This is a genomic window from Mycobacterium sp. HM-7, assembly GCF_053852335.1.
Genome location: NZ_CM132657.1, coordinates 48,441 through 66,987, shown reverse-complemented (window position 1 = coordinate 66,987; position 18,547 = coordinate 48,441). Strand labels below are relative to the sequence as shown.

The 18,547-nt window shown below is 66.8% G+C and carries 16 protein-coding genes; 2 read left to right on the top strand and 14 right to left on the bottom strand.

The features are described from left to right. Positions 1-33: 33 nt before the first annotated feature. The 13 genes from ACWW1C_RS00325 to ACWW1C_RS00265 all read right to left on the bottom strand — a co-directional run bounded on the left by ACWW1C_RS00325 (position 34) and on the right by ACWW1C_RS00265 (position 15,337). The gene (locus ACWW1C_RS00325) at positions 34-1,068 is read right to left on the bottom strand and encodes a hypothetical protein (RefSeq protein WP_455981568.1); all 1,035 of its coding nucleotides are present in this window, start codon (positions 1,066-1,068) and stop codon (positions 34-36) included. A 100-nt stretch (positions 1,069-1,168) separates the two neighbouring features. Then, complete coding sequence (gene eccD, locus ACWW1C_RS00320) at positions 1,169-2,713, bottom strand: type VII secretion integral membrane protein EccD (protein WP_455981567.1); 1,545 nt, start codon at positions 2,711-2,713, stop codon at positions 1,169-1,171. Further along, positions 2,710-4,104: a nucleotide-binding protein gene (locus tag ACWW1C_RS00315; RefSeq protein ID WP_455981566.1), complete on the bottom strand. Its 1,395-nt coding sequence runs from the start codon at positions 4,102-4,104 to the stop codon at positions 2,710-2,712. Before ACWW1C_RS00315 ends, eccD begins: the two co-directional genes overlap by 4 nt. A gap of 106 nt (positions 4,105-4,210) precedes the next feature. Continuing rightward, positions 4,211-4,495 carry a WXG100 family type VII secretion target gene (locus tag ACWW1C_RS00310; RefSeq protein ID WP_061000005.1) on the bottom strand — a complete coding sequence of 95 codons (285 nt, stop codon included), beginning with the start codon at positions 4,493-4,495 and terminating at the stop codon, positions 4,211-4,213. Positions 4,496-4,548: 53 nt separating this feature from the next. After that, positions 4,549-4,854 (bottom strand): WXG100 family type VII secretion target, encoded by a 306-nt coding sequence (locus ACWW1C_RS00305; RefSeq protein WP_455981565.1) that lies wholly within the window; start codon positions 4,852-4,854, stop codon positions 4,549-4,551. A gap of 97 nt (positions 4,855-4,951) precedes the next feature. Continuing rightward, positions 4,952-6,280: a PPE family protein gene (locus ACWW1C_RS00300; protein WP_455981564.1), complete on the bottom strand. Its 1,329-nt coding sequence runs from the start codon at positions 6,278-6,280 to the stop codon at positions 4,952-4,954. Between the two features lie 40 nt (positions 6,281-6,320). Next, positions 6,321-6,617, bottom strand: a complete 297-nt coding sequence (locus ACWW1C_RS00295; RefSeq protein ID WP_455981563.1) for a PE domain-containing protein — start codon at positions 6,615-6,617, stop codon at positions 6,321-6,323. Positions 6,618-6,789: 172 nt separating this feature from the next. Further along, on the bottom strand, positions 6,790-8,535 hold the full coding sequence (gene eccCb, locus ACWW1C_RS00290; RefSeq protein WP_455981562.1) for a type VII secretion protein EccCb: 1,746 nt from the start codon (positions 8,533-8,535) through the stop codon (positions 6,790-6,792). Next, the gene (eccCa, locus tag ACWW1C_RS00285; RefSeq protein WP_455981561.1) at positions 8,532-10,769 is read right to left on the bottom strand and encodes a type VII secretion protein EccCa; all 2,238 of its coding nucleotides are present in this window, start codon (positions 10,767-10,769) and stop codon (positions 8,532-8,534) included. The genes eccCb and eccCa overlap by 4 nt, the downstream gene beginning before the upstream one ends. Beyond that, positions 10,766-12,241 (bottom strand): type VII secretion protein EccB, encoded by a 1,476-nt coding sequence (gene eccB, locus ACWW1C_RS00280; RefSeq protein WP_455981560.1) that lies wholly within the window; start codon positions 12,239-12,241, stop codon positions 10,766-10,768. Before eccB ends, eccCa begins: the two co-directional genes overlap by 4 nt. Positions 12,242-12,244: 3 nt before the next feature. Then, a complete protein-coding gene (gene eccA, locus ACWW1C_RS00275) occupies positions 12,245-13,966 on the bottom strand; it encodes a type VII secretion AAA-ATPase EccA (protein ID WP_455981559.1) in 1,722 nt (573 codons plus the stop codon). Continuing rightward, positions 13,959-14,474, bottom strand: a complete 516-nt coding sequence (locus ACWW1C_RS00270; RefSeq protein WP_455981558.1) for a YbaB/EbfC family DNA-binding protein — start codon at positions 14,472-14,474, stop codon at positions 13,959-13,961. Before ACWW1C_RS00270 ends, eccA begins: the two co-directional genes overlap by 8 nt. Positions 14,475-14,476: 2 nt before the next feature. Then, the gene (locus ACWW1C_RS00265) at positions 14,477-15,337 is read right to left on the bottom strand and encodes an ESX secretion-associated protein EspG (protein ID WP_455981557.1); all 861 of its coding nucleotides are present in this window, start codon (positions 15,335-15,337) and stop codon (positions 14,477-14,479) included. A 505-nt stretch (positions 15,338-15,842) separates the two neighbouring features. On the opposite strand from ACWW1C_RS00265, the gene ACWW1C_RS00260 reads away from it, so the two are divergent. Then, positions 15,843-17,057 carry a MinD/ParA family ATP-binding protein gene (locus ACWW1C_RS00260; protein ID WP_455981556.1) on the top strand — a complete coding sequence of 405 codons (1,215 nt, stop codon included), beginning with the start codon at positions 15,843-15,845 and terminating at the stop codon, positions 17,055-17,057. 13 nt (positions 17,058-17,070) lie between these two features. Here the strand turns inward: ACWW1C_RS00260 and ACWW1C_RS00255 are convergent, their stop codons facing one another. Beyond that, complete coding sequence (locus ACWW1C_RS00255) at positions 17,071-17,778, bottom strand: transcriptional regulator (protein ID WP_455984491.1); 708 nt, start codon at positions 17,776-17,778, stop codon at positions 17,071-17,073. A 412-nt stretch (positions 17,779-18,190) separates the two neighbouring features. Between ACWW1C_RS00255 and ACWW1C_RS00250 the strand changes: the two genes are divergently transcribed. Then, a complete protein-coding gene (locus tag ACWW1C_RS00250; RefSeq protein ID WP_455981555.1) occupies positions 18,191-18,487 on the top strand; it encodes a WhiB family transcriptional regulator in 297 nt (98 codons plus the stop codon). Positions 18,488-18,547 lie beyond the last annotated feature (60 nt).

Sequence of the window (18,547 nt, the reverse complement as noted above, 5' to 3'; positions counted from 1 at the left end):
GATTTCAGGGTGCACCGTTCATCGACCGGGCTGTCAGAACTGACCGGTAGCGATCTTCTGAATACCCTTGTGGACCTGAATCCCGATGTAGCCCAGCACAATTGCGATGACGCCGTTGATCACCACTGCCAGTATCAGCATCGCCGTGAGGGTACCGCTGACGTAGGGGCTGCTGCTCACGCCCGCAAGGCCGATGATGCCGATCAACACACCCAGCAGGCTGGCCGCCGCACCCACACCGCAAATTCCGTAGGCCACGAACTGCGCCGCCAGCTTCGTGCCCAGCGCCAGGAAGCAGTAGGCCAACCCGAGCCAGACCACACATGCGATGAGCGAACCGATGCCGCCGAACAGGCTCAGGAACAACCCGATCAGCACCGCTCCGGCGTATCCGATGTAGACGAACTGGTTGGAACCCTGCGGGTTGTTCCGCATGTTCTGGAACCACGGCTGCTGGATCAGCTCGCCGCGGACGCCGCGCGTCATCAACCGGAAGATGAACGAATCACCCTTGGTGAGCAGCGACTTGGCCATGTCGACGGGCGTCTGCTGCGGTGCACCGAACTGCGGACCACCCGGACCGGGGTATCCGCCTGGCTGGGGTGCGCCGAAACCTGGCTGGGCACCACCCGGGCCGAATCCCGGCGGCGGCACCGACGCACCGAAACCCGGGGCGCCGTACGTCGGAGCGCCGAACCCGGGAGGCGGCGGCACGGGCGCACCCGCGGGATTCCACGGCTGCTCAGGCTGCGGCGGTACCGGGACTCCGGGCTGACCGAACTGCGGCTGCGGAGCGGGCGGCTGATAGCCGGGCTGCGGCGGCTGCCACTGCGGGGCCGCGGGCGGCACCTGCTGGCCGTAGGGATTCGGCGCGGCGGGAGGCTGTGGCGGCTGCCATTGCGGGGCGGTGACCGAGGGCGGCACGACCTGAGTCTGGTCGCCCGTCTCCGGGGTTGTTGCGCTCGGTTGCTGGAATGCCGACCGATCGACTACCTGGGTCTTCTCCTCGAGATCACCTGCCGCCGGTGGCTGCTCGCTCACCGGGCCGGCCTCGTGATTTTCGGACATATCGTGGTCTCCCTAAAAATTGACTACTCAAGACACCGTACGGGCGCCGGCGGGCCGGTCGCGCGGCGGTATCGCAGATCGGAGCGGCCGGATGGACCCGTCAGAACCGGATGTTCCGGATGCTGTCGTAGACCCCGGCGATCCACAGCAGAAGGGGAATCACCGCGGCAATCGCGGCACCGTCGGTCAGTTCCAGGATCCGTTTCGTCACTGGCGACACCCGGCCGACGCCGTCGGTCGCGCCGATCATGACCAGTGCCACCACCGCGAGGGCGACGTACAGCGCGATCACCAACCACGCGCCGTCCGGATCCCAGGACACCAACTTGATCATCACGCCGGTCGGAATGGCCACCGTCGCCGCCGACAACGCCCAGCCGCACCACCGCTCGGCGTACAGCCGCGATCGGAAGGCGCAGATGACAGTGACCAGTGCAGCGACGATCATCGAGTGCACGAAGAAGTGCCCCTGCACGACCGTCGCGATGGCACCGTAGGTCAGGATCGTCACGCCCGCACTCAAGAACCCGATCAACAGCTGACGCGCCAGCGTGCTGCGTTCGGTTAGCCGCGCCGCGGAATCGGGCACAGAATCGATGATCGCACGCCAGGTCGCCGACTCCTCGTCGATGACATCACTGTGCGCAGCCACAGGATCCAGCAACTCTTCATTGGCGATCACCTCACCCGGTGCGGGGATCGGCGGGAGGGCGATCCGCGCCACTGCGACCGTTAGCTTCGCCGCGTTGGTGATCACGATGAGACCCAGGGCGACGGCGCCCGGGGGAACCCAGTCTGCTCCGCCATACCCATAAGCGATGGCGGCACCCGTCACCGCGGCCGCGATGACTGCCAGGAATGCTGCCACTGCTGCGCGTTTCCGCGGGCCGCCGCGGGTCGCCAACACGACGATGAGGATCACCGCCGCCGCACCTGCGAGTTGTGGTGCGCCCATGTCATTGATGCCGCGCGGCAGCGGAACCGCCAGTGCCGCCGCGCCACCCAACAGCGGCAACGAGGCCACGAGGAGACTCTCGGACAGGTCGACGTTGTCGTATCGTCCCTTCGCGACGAAGCTTCCGGCCAACACCAGCGCTCCCAGCAAGCCGAGGGCGACCGGCCACCACCATCCGTGGCCGGACTGCGACCACGACCACAACGACGCCCCGGCGGTTGCGAGCGTCGCGACCGGGATGGCGAGTCCGACAAGGTGTTTCAGCGCGTCACCGTCGAACTCGGGCGACTCCTCGAGCACCGCCATCGCGTCGATAACGTCCTCGACCAGTGGTCGGTACCGCTCTGTCCGGCTCACCGACACCAAGGTCAGCAGCGCCCCGTCGACGACGCCGGCGTCGTCGAGCGACTCGGTGGACTTCAGCGGCGGCGAACCCGGGCGTGCGAACGCCCACACGCCCTGCGCCTTGAAGTCGAACCCGGCCAGCACCTCAGCCGGGGTGTCGTCGAGCAGATCGGCGAGCACGTTGACCGTCTCGTCGATGTAGGTCTCGATCGCCGTCGACGCCGGCAGGACCAGGTCGGTCATGCGGCGACCGGTCATGATGGTGACCCGGGTGGTCGACTGCCTTGTCGGATTTTCAACTGCCGCGGTTGGCGCAGCGGTTGCAGGGCCGGCCGATGCGGTCACCGGCGCTCGAGCCTGTCGAAGTCGTCGGACAGCGCAGCGGCGAGTTCGGTGATCCGGCGCTGGTAGGTCTTGCCCAGCAAGTCGAACTGGATGTCCGAACCGGCGGCGATGTGCTTGTCCCACGGCAGCACGACGACGCGGCCGGCCGGCACGTGCCGCTCGAACTGCTGCACCAGGTCGTCGACGTCGATGTTGGTCTTGCCCGGCGTCACGTGGTTGATGACCACACACGCCCGGCCCAGCAGGTCCTGATATCCGTTCTGCCGCAACCAGTCCATGGTCACCGCGGCCTGGCGGGCACCGTCGATCGAGGCGCTGGCCACGATCACCAATCCGGACACGGTCGACAGGACCGCACGCGAGGCCTGGTGGAACAAACCGGCTCCGCAGTCGGCGAGCACGAGGTTGTAGTACTGCGAGACGATCTTGACCGCGGCGGCCCAGTCCTCTTCGTTGAAGTCACGGCGCGCCACACTGTATTCGGCCGACGACAGCACCTCGAGGTTGGAGGCGTTCATGCTGGTGTACGCGCGGATGTCGTTGTATCGCGCAAGTTCCTTGTCCGACAACAGATCCGAGATGGTTGCCGCCGACTGCCGACCGGCCCGGTCGGCCAGGTTGCCACCATCCGGATCGGCGTCAACTGCCAGGATCCGATCGCCACGGACCTTCGACATGACGGAACCGAGAGTGACGGTCACAGCCGTCTTGCCGACGCCGCCCTTCAGTCCGAGCACGCCGATCTGGTACGAGTCGCGGGCATTCCGGCGAATCCTGGCGTAGAGGTCCAACTCGTAGAGCTCGTCGGGCGACAGGCCCAGGTTGATGCGGGTCAGCAGGTAGAGCATGTGGCGCCAGCCGCGCTGCGACGGCATCTTCACCCCGGCCCGCACACCCACGTGAGACAGCGCGTCGATGGCGCGGTGGTCGCCGATGGTGGCGGCCGACGTCTGATCCGGCATGTGCTGCTCGGTCCACTGCATGTCGGCCTGGGGATCCATGGCGTAGTGCTGTGGGGGCGGCTGCATGTGCCGCGGCGGGGGCGGCATCATCATCGGGGCGTGCTGCGGCTGCTCGTACTGCGCCCCGGCCATCGGCGCGCCCTGCGGCGAGCGCATCAGGCCGTTCTGCATGAATTGCGGTGGCGTAGGTGGCATTTGAGTCGTCACTTCAGACGGCCGCGGCGGCGGGACCATGCCCGACGGCTGCTGCTGTTGCGCGGCAACGGGCGGACCCGACGGCGGTTCGGCCCCTGCAGCCGAGGCAGCGGCCGCGGAGGCCGACATCTGCGCGGCGGCAGCAAGGGTCGCATGGTCGACGGTGCGCGTGGCTTCCTCGTTGTCGGCCTGGCCCGGCGAGTTGTTGAAGAGCCGGTCATAGTCGGCGGACATGAGTACCTCTCGATGGTGGGCGGATTACTCCGGGAACGCACATGAGGTGGGCAGAGTCGACCCTACGCCGACCTGCCCACCTCCTGTGTTGCGTCGTGCTGATCGCCTAGCCGAACATTCCGGTGACGCCGTGCTCGGTCGACTGCATGTTGCCGCCTGCCTCGCTGACGGCATGCCCGAGGCTCTGCAGCGCGTTGTTGAGCTCCATCGCAGTGTTGTCCCACCGCTGCTGAACGGCCTGGTAGGCCTCGGAACCCGAGCCGCCCCAGACGGAAGCCAGCTTCGCCAGCGAGGCCTTGCCTTCGTCCAGCAGGCCGTGCGTCGTGTTCACCGCACCAGCCAAGTCGCCGGCGCTTCCTTCGATGCCCGCGAAATTCCAATCCTGTGCCATTTGTCTTCTCCGCTTCTAAGTCGTTGTACGTCGTGGTCGATGTCTGACTAGATCTAGATCTGCATCTGGCTCGACAGCGACGACCCGGCGTCGGAGTCGGCCGCGGTGTACTGCACGCCGGCGGTCTGGATGTTGGACGAGATATCAGCCAGCTCCTTGAGCTGCTGCGTCATGGCCTCGTCGAAGCGCGCCAGTGCGGCCTGCGCCGCCATGCCCGCCTCGGGCGTCTTCATGTGCGCCGCGAGCTGGCCCGCAACCGCATCGACGTGGGTCTTGACGCCGGTCAGCTCGCCCGCGATGCGATCGAAATTCCCTGCCTCTGAGGCGAGGACTTCGGCATCTGTATTCATGCTCGTCATGCTGGATCACCTTTTCTGTTTCCTGTGTCCTCACCACGGGAATGGCGAGTCCTTGCCGACCCCCCGGGGCCGGAAAGCCTTTGTGTGACGCGACGATTCACCAATCGTCGTCATCGTCGTCGAGGTCCTGCACCAGAACCCCGGGGGCTTTGAGGGCCTCCCTCGTCCCTCCGCCCTTCTCTCCTTTGCCACGGGGCCCCATTCCGGCCCCGCCACCACCGGCACTGCTTACCGGCGCCTTGCCGGCGCCGGCCGCACCGGCCGCCGCGCCCGCCTCGAGCGAGGCAGTCGGGGGGCCTCCAAGGCTGCCGACCAGTGAGGCCATCAGCGGCGTCCGCGGTGCCGAACCGCCCAAGCCCGGCAATGACGCTGCCCGCACCAGGCCGGCGCCTGATGTCGCCCCCGAGCCACCCGCCAGCGGGTGGTTGGAGAACGGGCTCGCGCCCATCAGGCCGATCTGCGGCCCGTTGTTCTGTCCGAAGCTGCTGCCCAGCTGACTGAAGATTTGCGTCACCTGTTGCATCGGCTGGCTCAACTGCTGGACAGGCTGTGTGATGAGCTGGCCGAGCTGCTGCGGCAGCTGCGCTGCCTGTGAACCGAGCTGTGACACCACCTGCATCATCATCTGGGCGCCCTGCTGCCCTTTGTCCTGCTGCTCACTCGAGCGTTGCGCCGCCGATTCCGCCTTGGACACTTGATTCTGCGCGCGCCCTGCGGCGAAATTGGCCTGCGCCGCTGCATTACCGACCATCAACGCCGCGTCTTCAATTGCCGACTGGCTGGCCACCTGCGCGATGACCAGGTTGCGCGCCACTGCCTCCGAAACCCCCATCGCGGCATGCGCGACGATCCCTGCCACGGCGGCCTCGCCGACACCCGGTATCACGATGGGCTTGGCCGGCAGAATCGGTTCGAACAGGGTGTTCATGGTGGTCTCGGCTTGATAGGCCTCCATCACGGTGCCCGCCAGCGCCCACATCCGCGCGTAGTCCGCCTCGTTGAAGCCGATTGGGACCGTGTTGATACCCAGGAAATTCGTACCCTCGAGCACGGCGTGCGTGACGTGGTTCGTCTCGATCTCCGGCAGCTGCGGAGTACTGGTCAAGGCCAAGGTGTACGACTCGGCCTGGGCCAACGCTTGCATCGCACGCTTCTGCGCCTGGATCGCAGTCGTGTGCAACCACGTCACCATCGGCATGGTTGCCGTGACGGCACGTTCGCTGCCCATGCCCGACCAGTTGGCGCTCAGCTCCGACAAACTCGCGGCAAGCTCCACCGCCTGCGTCTCCAGCGCAACAGCCAACGCCTCCCAGCCTGCGGCCGCTTGCAGCATCGGCGCAGCACCTGCGCCGGCCATCAGCCGGCCGGTGTTCACCTCCGGCGGAAATGCTCCGTAGAACATCGCCGGCATGGCGGGTAGGCCCATAATTCGCTGTCCTCAGGCTCTAGGGCTCGTTGTAGCAGGGCTAGATCAGAGTCGCGGCCGTAGCCACGTCGGTCGCCTCATACATGGCCCCGGCCTCGACGTACGCTGCACCGGCGCGCGCCAGCTCTTCCTGGGCGAAGGCGTTGATGCCCATGACCTCGACGCTCTCGACAGCGAAAGCCATGGCGGCCTGCATCGACACCTCGTCCGCACCGGCCGGAACCAGGGCGCCGGCCTCAGCCATGGTGGCGGTGCCGGTGGCCACGCCACGGGTTCCGTTGGCGACGACCTGAGTACCGACGCCGATTGCGCCCTCTTCGTGCTCCAAAGGCTGCATTTCTTTTCTCCTTACCAATTCAAGATCGCGGTATGGAATTGTGCGAACGGCACGAATGCGAATTGAAGATCCCCCACGGAACCCCCGTTCCCCTGTGCCGTTCAGCGGGCGTTTAGCCGTTGCTGAACGTCTGAATCAGATACTACCGAGGGTTTTGGGGGGTCACCTACACTTATTCCGCCGGAGGATCAACATAGGCCGCCTGGATGACCTCCTTGCCGTCTGGCGAGACCAGAAGTGCCTGGCCAGGGGGCCTGCGACGGAGTTTGAACTCGCTCGACGGGAACTCCGATTTCTCACCCGAGAGGAACATCGTCGGCGTTCCGGCGCCGTAAGCGGTACCGACGAACTTGTCCATCGTGGATCGATGCGCCTGACTCATCTGACACGTCACGATGATGTGCAGCCCGATGTCGGCGGCGGCCGGTAATAGCGGCGCCAAGGGCGCCATCGGCGACCCCATACCGCTGGCCGCGACGATCATGTGCCAGTCATCCACCAGGAGCACGACGTCCGGACCGCTCCACCAGGAGCGCGTGCGCAGTTGCGACGTGGTCAGGTCCGGCGGCGGCAGCCGCTTCTTCAGGTTGACCGCCAGCGCCTTGATCGACTCCTCCAGGGCAGCGATGTTGCGGTTGATGGCGCCCGCCGCGAGCAGGTGCGTCTCGGGCACGGCGTCGAGCAGGCCCGAACGGAAGTCCGCCAGCATGAACCGCACCTGGTCGGGGCTGTTGCGCTTGCAGATCGCCTCTGCCACCGCATGCGCGATGGTGGTCTTGCCGGACTTCGGCGCACCGAAGATGAGCTGGTGCGGCGTGTTGTACATGTGGTTGTACGCCACCGACAGGTCAGATTCGCGCACGCCCACCGGCACTGTCCAGCGGGTCCGGTAGTCGCTTTCGGGTCCGGGCGGATTCGGATCGAGTTCGTTCAGGTAGATCCGCTCGGGCAGCACGCGGACGCGCGGTGCCATGTCAGTGTGCAGCGACGCGATGTGGTCGACGGCCGCGGTGATGGCCGGTACGAGGTCGTCGGCGCCGTGCACGCCGTCCATCCGGGGCACACCGATCATCAGGTGGTGCTTCTCCATCGAGACCGCCCGACCGGGTCGGTTCGTCGGGATATCACGGGTGATGCGATCGATCTGCGTCTCGTTGACGTCACCGAGCCGGAACTCGACCTTGGTCCCCAGGTAGTCACGGACGCGGGATTTCAGCTCCGTCCAGCGGGGCGTCGAGATGATGACGTGCACACCGAACGCGAGGCCCTGACCGGCGAGGTCTTGCACCACCGGCTCCAGGTCCGGGAATTCACCGATGAATGCCGGCCAGCCGTCGATGATCAAGTAGACGTCCCCGAATGGGTCCTGCGACGCAGGATGATTCGGATCTTCACGCAACTGCCGGTAACTGGCGATCGAACCGATGCGATGCTCTTTGAACGTCAATTCACGTTGCCGCAGAACGGCTTTCATCTCCGCGACGACACGCATCACCCGGTCCGGTTCAGAACGGGTGGCGACGCCACCGACGTGCGGCAGGTCCTCGAGATACATCAGGCCGCCACCGCCGAGGTCGACGCAGTAGAACTGCACCTGCCTGGGCGAGTGGGTCGCAGCCGCCGACAACACCAGCGTCTGCAGGAAGGTCGACTTCCCGGTCTGCGGCGCGCCACCGACGGCGATGTTCCCACCGGCGGCCGAGGTGTCGATGCCCCACACTTCCTGCTTGTGGCGGCGGGGTTCATCCATGATGCCCAGGCCGAAGCGCAATGGGGCCCGATGATCGCGCTCCACCAGCTCATTGACCGGTACCGGATCCAGCAGCGGCGGCAGCCACATCTTGTACGCCCGGCTCTCTCCGGTCGTCAGCTGGTTCAGCACCACTTCACGCAAGGCGCGCTGTTCGGTGTTGGTCATCGTCCGATCCCCGAATCCGCCATCGGCGCAGCAGTGAACGGGCGGATACGGAAGGTGTTCTGCGCCACCACTCGTGGCGCATCATCACCGTCGTCGCCGTCCGCCACCGTCGGCACGTAGGTACCACCGGTGTAGATGCTCTTGAACTTGACCGGATCCTCCATACCGACCCGCAGGAAGCCGACGCCGCTCTCTTTGTTGGTGATGTACTGCGCCTCGGGCGTACCGATCACCGCCTTGGATTCGGCGGAGCTGGTGGTGCGCAACGCGATTCGGTACGTCAGGTTCGGCTCCAGCTTGTCGATGCGGGCACCACCGGTGTTCAGCGACTGCGTTGCCAGCAGCAGGTGCACACGCAGCGACCGGCCCACGCGACAGATGCGGTCGAACAGCGCGATGAAGTCGGGATGGTTCTGCAACAACTCCGCGAACTCGTCGACCACCACGAAAAGCGTTGGCAGCGGCGGCAAATCCGCTCCGCGTTCCCGGTACTTCTCATATTCGGCGACACCGGACAACGCACCGGCAGCGCCGACCTGCATGCCGGCCTGGCGCAGAATGTTCTGCCGACGGTCCAGCTCACCGGTGAGCACTTCGCCCATACGGCTGACGAGTTCGGCTTCCTCTTCCATGTTGGTGACGACCGCCGCGGTGTGCGGCAGGTTCTCCATGCCGAGGAAAGTCGAACCGCCCTTGAAGTCGGTGAGCAACAGGTTGATCTGATCCGGATGGTGCGTGGCCACCAGCGAAAGGATCAGGGTACGAAGGAATTCCGACTTGCCGGAACCCGTCGTACCGATCAGCATGCCGTGCGGGCCGGCACCGAATTCGGCACCTTCCTTGATGTCGAGATGCATGATCTCGCCGTTCTTGAGCTGATGCCCGAACGGAATCCGCAAGCGGTCCTGGTCGGTGTCCTGGTACATCCGCCACCGCCGTGGTGTGACCTCCTCGACCGTGCGCGCGCCCACCAGGTGGTGCCACTCGCTCGACACCTTCTTCTGGACGCGGGTGCCCCTGTCGATGATCGTTCCGGTGATGGACCACCCCGCGAGCTTGCGCGCCAACCGGCCGGCCGACGCCGGGGTGACCGAGTCGGTCACGGTGGTCACCTCGCGCCACGGCTGGTTCGCAGCCCGGTCCTCGCATGAGCCATCAGGATTGACCTTGATGCGGTATCCGGATTTGTGGTTGCCCTTGGTGATGACGGTGACGCCCGCGCGGCCGTCGACCGGGAAGCCGGCCTTGCCGCCGGTCAGGTCGACCACCAGCACATAGGGCCCAGAGGGAGGCGCGTCGGCGCTGTGCGGACCGCGCGCCGTCAGGTCAGCCAGCCCGTCCGACTTGGTGAACACCAGGCGTTTGGGTCCTGCGTCGTCGAACTCGGTCTGGCTCTGCACATGCGGCAGCCACTTGAGCCACGCCCAGTCGGGATCGTCGAGGTCGTCCATCAGGACCCGGATCTGCAGCAGGTCCGGCGGATGGAAGACCGCCAGGTGGCAGATCATGGCGGCGAGCAGACCCCGCGACCCTTCTGGATCGCCACCGATCGCGATGGTCGGGTAGCTCTTGAGGATCACCAGCTTCGGGCAGTCGTGCACCAGACCGTGGGTGCGCAGGAACTTGGTCACCCACATGTGGCTGACCGGTTCCAGGTGGGCCTGGGGTGCGGCCATCGGGCCCGCGAGGTCCGACCCGATGTTCGGCTTGAGCAGCCGGTCCACCGCCGCCTGCGCGCCGATGCCGATGCGGGCTCCCATGAAGAAGTCGGCGTTGTTGCCGCTGACGCTGCGCGACCACTGCCGTTGGGTGCCGACGATCGACAGCAGGTCCTCGGGATGCGGTGCGTGATAACTGAAGAACGTCACCTGGGCATCCGCGGACGACGTCACGCGGGTCCGCAGGCCGGCCAGGTACCGCAGGTACTCCTTGCGGTCTTCGTTGATCTCCGGCACCTTCTTGCCGCCGCCACCGCCGCTGGCCATGTAACCGACGGTGCCCATGATCATCATGAGCGGCATCATCAGCATGTACGGCGACAGCTGGCGGACACCGGTGAAGATCATGATCGCGATCATTCCGAGCATGCCGCCACCCATGACGTACGGCATCGCCTTCTGCATGCCGGACGCGGGGATTTCGATGCCCAGGTCATCCGGTGGCGTCACGTTGATCTCACCCGGCGTCAAGCGTGGACCGCGCTTCATCGACGGGGTGAACTTCTTGGTCGTCATGACGCACCTCCCGGATGCGACGGAGCCGCGGCCTCGTTGTTGCCGCCACCCACCTTCCGCGGTTTTGGATCCGCCGGCAGTGTGTCGTGTTCGAGCAACGCCGCCTCCTTCGACAGCACCGGGCCTTCCATCAGCAGGCCGACCACCTGCCACGGCGCCGTGGTGGCGCCGCTGAGACCGAGGGCCTTCGCGGTGTCGTTGTTGGCGATCCCGTACCTGACCCCTTGCGCGTCGACGTAGTACTGGGCCTCGCCGTACCGCGGATCAGGGGACTGCAGCCGGATGTACTGGCCGCCGTCGATGTAGACGGTGGCGTCGCCGCTGATCTGCTTGATGCCGTTGCCCATCGAGCTCGCCGGGATCGGCAGGTGCCGACCGACGATCACCGTGGTCTTGGCGCCCTGGTCGCCGGCTTCCCGCTGCCATGTCCAGCACACGGTCGGATCGTCCTGCGGCAGCAGCATGGTCATGGGCTTGGCCGGCAACGGGGAGGTGTAGGTCTGCTCGGGAATCTTGGCCACGACACTGGATTCCACGGACGGCGGCGAGATCAGCCCGTACGAGTTGGTGGCCCGCAGCGCGGCCGCGGTGGTGTCGTTGACCTTCGCGACGCCGTCGGGCAGCACCACGTACTGCTGCTTGCTGGCGTCGGTGACGGTCTGGAACACCGTGCCGTTCACCAGATTCGGTGGCAAGCCGACGGTGTTGGGCGCGCCCGCGGCCGGGATCGGGGCCAGAGCCCAGGGGCCGACGTTCGGCAGCGCGTTGAACAGGCCGGACGAGATGGGCGCCGATTTCGACCCGACGGGAATTCCCACGGCGGAGGTCAGGGCTCGATCGGCGAGGTCGATCGAATGCCGTCCGTCCCTGGTGATCAGCCAGGTCTTGTCCTGGTACTTGACCAGCACGCCCTGATCCGGACGGATGGGACCGACGCCGCCGCCCGCGACGACGGGTTCGACGAGCACCGAGGTCTCGACGGTCGGGGTGACGCTCTCGGGCTTGGTGACGGTGTCGCACACCGACCAGGTGCCCGGCGTGCCGTTCACCGCTGTCGCGTAGGGCGCCCCGGGGATACCGATCGGTTGGCCCTTCGACATCTTCGCGAGTTCGGCAGGTTTGACGACCTGTGGTTCACCCGTGTGGCCGAGAACCAGCCGGGCCGAGGTGAGGTTGTACACGGGACGGATCTGCTGTGTCCCCGGCATCACGACGTACAGCTGGTTCGTGCTGCGGTCGACGAGGAGCGCGTCCTCGCCCCGCTTGCCCTGTGGTTTGAAGTAGGCCATCATCGCCGCGCCGAGACAGACGAGCACCGCGACGACGATGCCCGCCGACACCGACCGGCTGTAAAACTGCAGTGGGTCGTCGAACATGCGGGTGTCGCGCCGCACGATGGCGTGCTCGACGCGGCGGAGCAGGAAGCGCCAGCCACTGACCTGAACCTTGGTGGTGAGCCGGAAATCTGCCATCGGTTATTCGCCGATGTTCAGTCGCCGGTGCACCCCGCCGATCGCGGAAGCCATGTCATCGCCGGTGATCTCGCTGAGCGCTTCGACACCGAGGCTCTCGATGTCCATGGAACGGGCCAGGCGCATATCGCGGGCTTGCTCACCGGCCTCGACCAGCTGGCGCGCGTAACGGCCGTTACCCGCGATGTCGATGGCCGGCTTGCCGTTCAGCTCGTGCTGGTACAACGTGGTCGCCGCTTCCAGCACGTGCTTGGCCGCCTCGTCGTTGATCAGCGAATCATTGCTCTTGGCAATGACTTTCGCGATCTCGACAATCTCCTCGGGGGAGTAGGACTCGAACTCGATGCGGGTGGCGAAGCGGGACCGCAGCCCGTCGTTCGCTTCGAGGAGCCGATCGATGTCCGAGCTGTACCCCGCGATGATGACGACCAGTCGGTCCCGGTCGTTCTCCATGCGGGCCAGCAGAGTGTCGATGGCCTCGGAACCGAAAGCATCGCCGCCCTGCAGCCCGTCCTGGATGAGCGTGTAGGCCTCGTCGATGAACAGCACGCCGCCCAGCGCCCGGTCGATGACCTTCGACGTCTTCACCGCCGTGTGGCCCAGGTACTCGCCGACGAAGTCCTTGCGGGACGTCTCGACCAGCTTGGGCTCGGAGATGACGCCGAGGCCGGCCAGGATGTTCGCGACCACGCGTGCGATGGTGGTCTTGCCGGTTCCCGGCGGCCCCGTGAAGATCATGTGCTTGGACTGCTGCGCCACCTTCATACCGCGCGCGGCCCGGATTTTCGCCATTTGCGTTGCGGCGCGGTAGGTCTCGATCTGCTCCTTGACCTTGGCCAGACCGATCTGCCGGTCCAGTTCGGCCTGCGCATCGGTGAGCATCTTGTCCCGCGCCGAGGTGTCGGCCACGACGCTGTTCGGATCCCACTTGTCGGAGCGGGCCGCGATCTTCTCCGTCGTGGTGGTCTGCAGCCGGTAATTCGGATCACGAAGCGCTTCAGTGACTTTCGGCTCCGGGAAATTGGCCTGCAGCCACTCCAGCAGGCGCCGGGCGCCCTCCTCGTTGCCCTGGTCGCGGAAAGTCATGGCCAGATACCAGGCGATCGGCCGGCCGCATGCCGTGCCCGCCGGCGACTCGTTGGCCTCGGTCAGCTTGTCCTTGGCCTCGGTGAACAGTCCGAGGTTGGCCGCGGCGACACCACGGGCCACCCCCGCGGCGCCGGCCAGGAACGCGTCCGGCCAGCTCTCCGAACCGCGGAGCACCTCCATGACGTCGGTCCAGCGCTGGCCGCCGGTGTAGATGACGGCCTTGACCCAAGCCACCAGATGCTCGGACCCGCCGACCGCCGCGCTCTCGACGGCTTCCAGCGCGTCGGCGTAGTTGCCCTCGGCGGCCTCGTTGACCGCGAACGCCAGCGTGAGCGCCAGCGGCGAGTTCACCGGGTAGGTGATGTCGCCGAGCTCGCCGCCGATCCGCACCCGCGCGTTGACCTGCGCCAGTGACACCTCGGCCTGTCCGGCGAGCATCCCGAGGTTGCCGCGCGAGTACCAGGCCCGGAACAGCGTCGTCCGGTCGGCGTCGCCGCACCGGATCCGCCCGATCCACGCGTCGCACGCAGTCTCGTCGGCCGAGGTGATCTCGGTGAACAGCTGCATCGAACGCGCCGGCGCGGTATCCAGCATGCCGACGGCATTGTTGAACATGGCGGCGAGTTGGTCACTCATGTGCGTCTACTTCCCCTGAATATCTGGTGGCAAAGATGTGGGCGCGGGTAGCGGCGGCCTCTTCGGGCGACGGCAGGTCGAGATTGCGCGACAGGAAATCCTTGGCCTCGGCACGGTCGTGGCCCAGTTCCCGCAGTCCCGAGTACATGACGTCGTACTGCGCCGACCTGCCGTCCTGACGGGCCAGCCCGGCGATCACGAGAACTTCCTCCGCCAGTTCGGCCTCCGACATGGCGGTGACGGCTGGGGCGAGCCGGACCCGATGGATCCGGCCGTCCATGAGGGCGGTGACCGTCACCGTCTGCGGCGGGTTCGCGACCGTGTACCCGAACGGGACGGGCTCGCCATCGATGGACGGCGCGTCGTCTTCGGCGCCGACGGCGGGAGTGAACACGTCGTCGTCGGCGTATAGGTAGTCGAGCGCGCCGCCGAGATCGTCGTCCGACTCGTCGTCCGGATGCTCACCCGGTTCGTCGTCATCGAACCCGTCATTCTGATGGGCCGCCAACGTCAGTCCTGGTAGTCGTCGGCGGCGGCGCCCGCGGAGGGCGTGTCGAACCAGGACCGCGACGGCAGGAACTCCAACAACCCCTGCAGGGCGCGTTCCAGGTTCTCGTCGGTGCCGGCCAGAAAGCTGCCGTACAACTCGCCGCTGACCTTCCGCGGCAGGGACACGATGCGGCCCAGCCGGGAGTCGAGCACGCCGGCGGCCACATCGGCCTGGCTGTAGGTGCCGCCCTCGTGCCGCTCGTTGGCCGTCAGTTCCACCCACGAGTCGGGGTTGCCGATGAGTTCGGAATACGTCCGCGCCGAGCTCAGACTGATGCCGAACTGGGTCAGCTGCTCGGGCGTGCGGGAGTCGGCGAGACGGCTGGACGACGCGGTCAGCGGCTCGACGTTGGCCGGGTTGGCCGAGCCGAGCACGGCGTTGACCATGCCGGCCAGGCCGACCTGCGGGGCGACCCGCTGCACGACCAGCAGCTCGCCGTCACGGGCTGCGACGACATGCCGTTCGCCCTTGCGACAGACCACGAAACGCAGCATCTTCCCGCCGACGTCGCGGCGCCACCAGCGGCCCTCGATGGTGCGGTCGGCGCGGCTCAGGGTGTCCACCATCGCGGCGACTTCCGGATGCGGGTTCCCGTAAAGGTCGAGGACGCCCTGCGCCGTGAGGTCGCGGCGCACCTGCTCCCACACGATGTTTCGCAGGTCCAGCTGGGGGATGTTCGGCCGGATGCCGAGGCTCGTCGGGAAATCCATGAGACCGAGCTTGTCCGCGATGACCAACATGCCGTCGATCGTGACCTCGACGGCGATGACGTCGTCGATACCGCCCGAGGCGGTGCTGGCCGCGGTGTACGGGCCGGTCACGACAACCGCTCCGAACCAGCCGACCCGGCATTACGCCCGGTGCGTGTGTCCACCCGCTGCATCTCGGCTCCACCCCCTGTCCCAGCGCTGAGCGCCGGGCATCGCTGTCCTCCGTGACCATCTTGGTACGCCACCCCACGGACGGCAGGCCGATGGCCAAACTCCTACGCGAGTCACGGCATCTGACCTGCGCGGGCGGCCCCACACCACCCCCACAGCGCTTCCCCACAACCCGCATCGAGCCTACCAGCGGGCCTGGCGACCGGTCCGCACCAATTCGGTGGCGCGACGCACCGGTGGACGGTTTCCGTCGCGCACCGAAAACCTTTGATAGTCAATGAATTTGACACCACCCGGGTCGGCCTGACCGCGACGTCCGGCAAATGGCCGACACCGGCATTGGGCCCAGCCATCCCACTGTCGGCGCCGACGTGGTCGATACTGGGATGGCATCCGCGTCTTGGCACCTGCGTCGAGCGAACCGAGGAGAGAAAGCGCGTATTCGGTGACTGACCACTTCGAACCGCAGCACAACCCCCCGGAAAGCGCTTTTGCCGGACATCCCGTGAACACGCCGCCGGCCTGGCCCCGCGTGGATCCGGCCGCGAACAACACCGGCATGCAGCACACCGAACCGCTGCAGCGCCGGACCGGCTACCCACCGCAGCCCGGCCCCATCCAGCCCGGTCCGATGCAGCCCGGTCCGATGCAGCCGGGACCACATCCTCATCAGCCCTGGCCGCACGGTCCCCAAGGGCACTTCACGCCACCAGGGTCGTACGCCGATGCCATCCGCCGCGACGACCTGCTCCGGGCCCGCAAGCCCGAGCCCGGTCGTGGCTGGCGCAAGACGTTGTTCAAGGCGACATTCGGCCTGGTCAACCTCGGTCCGTCACCCGATGAGATCCAGGAGGCCCACCAGATCAACCGGATCCGGTCGGCGCTGTCGGGCCACTACAAGGTCGGCGTCATGGGCAAGGGCGGCGTCGGCAAGACGACGGTGTCGGCTTCGCTCGGATCGCTGTTTGCCGAACTCCGGCAGGAGGACCGGGTGGTGGCCGTCGACGCCGACACCGCGTTCGGCAAGCTCGGCAGCCGTGTCGACCCCAAGGCCCTGAGCTCGTACTGGGAGTTGGCTGCCGACCAGCACCTGGAGAGTTTCGCCGACATCCGCAACCGGGTCGGCAGCAATGCCGCCGGGTTGTTCGTGCTGGCCGGTGAGGCGAGCCCGGCACGGCGCCGGGTGCTCGATCCCGCGGTTTACCGGGAGGCCGCGTCCCGGCTGGATCGTCATTTCACCATCTCGATCGTCGACTGCAGCTCCACGATGGACAGCCCCGTCACCCAGGAGGTGCTGCGGGACCTGGACGCGCTCGTCGTGGTTTCGTCGCCCTGGGTCGACGGCGCCGGCGCGGCCGGGCAGACGCTGGACTGGCTGGCCGCACACGGCCTCAACGGTCTGCTGCAGCGAACTGTGGTGGTACTCAACGATTCTGACGGGCATGCCGACAAGCGGACCCGCTCGGTCCTGGCCCAGCAGTTCGCCGGGCAGGGACAGGCGGTCGTCGAGGTCCCGTTCGACGGGCACCTGCGACCGGGCGGCGTCATCGCCGGCACCCGGGAAATGGCGCCGGCGACGCGGCGCAAATTCATCGAGATCGCCGCCCTGCTCGCCGCGAACTTCCCGACCAGCGACGACCGCCACCGCGAGCGTTCCTGACGCCCGCTACGGCTTAGACGAGCTGTAGAAGCAGCTTTTCGACCAACTGCTTGTCCTGGTCGGACACCGCCGCTTCGGCTTCGGCGCCGACCACGACGGCCTCGGGCACGCCGGCCGCGAGGGCTGTCTCCTGAATGGTCAGATTGGCACCGCGGCGAGCCGCATACAGCCGCTGCCCGAGCGTCGCGGTGGGGGCTTTGGCGCCGAGCAACGTCAGCTCGTCGATCCGTGCGCGCACGAGTCCCAAGGCCTTGATCAGCGGCGGCGATACCGGCCCGAGCCGGGCGGCGCTGGCAGCGACGGCCTCGAGTTGCCGCAGGTCGGACAGAATCTGCGTGACCCACGGCGTGAACTCGGAGTCCTCGATCGCCGGCAGGGCGTCGGCCGTGGCACCCAACGTGTTCACCGCGGCGACGACGGCTTGCGCGATCAGCGGAACCTCACCCGCGTTGGTCAACGCCGGGGCGGGTGCGGCCTGCGCCTGAGGCCCCACCGATGCCTGTGTCGGCACGGGCTCGCCACTGCGGATCCGTGCGATGGTTCCGGGCGGCCACTGCAACACCTCTTCGAGGCGCAGGCGGGTCCGCTCGCGTGGCCAGCTGCGCCCTTTTTCGAAGGAGATCAGCGCTCCGGCGTTGATGATGCCGTCGGCCGCCAGACTGCGCTGGCTGATGTCGAGTTCGCGCCGGCGGGCGGCCGCGGCTGCCCCCGCGCGCTCCATTCCGGGATCGACTGCAGGCAGGGCGATGTACTCGGTGACGTCATCGGGATCGATGTTCGGCACCGAGGTCACCTCCCATCCTTGCGGCCCGCGCTCAACATGAAATCCGGAGCGCTGTCGGCAGTCCGGTACAGCTTAACCCGTTCCGTCCCGCATAACTATTGCGTTAACAGTCACTGAACCGTATCGGTGCGGCGCCAAACGCTTCAGTTAGACCGTACACCCCCTCCAAACGACGACTTTCACCAATGTTATTCCGGACCATTCGGATGATTTCTGGTCGCCTGTGAGCCTCTGACCTGCGTATTCATCTAACGCTACGGTTTAACTGTTGCGTTACTGCAGTCTGGTGCTATAGATTCTTCTCAACCGCGACGGAACAGTCGCAGCGCAACAACAAAGGAGTACTCCGATGACCGCAATTGCCATGGACGGCCTGCCGCTCGGTGAGTGCACCCGGAGCCCGGAGCAGTGGACGACGATCGCCAGCGAAGAGGCCAAGAGCCTCTGCCGGCAGTGCCCGCGCCGCTGGGCCTGCGCGCGTGACGCCGTCGAACTGCCCCGCGCCGAAGGCCTCTGGGCCGGCATCGTCATCCCGGCCGACGAGGGCCGCGGCCGGACGTTCGCGATGAAGCAGCTGCGGTCGCTGGCCGAGGCCAACGGCTACCCGGTCCGTCGTCAGCGCCGCATCTTCCTCGAAGTCGCGTAGTACCCCGCTGCCCACGCTGCCGTTTGAGGGGGCGGCAGCGCGGGCGGCGGATTACGCACG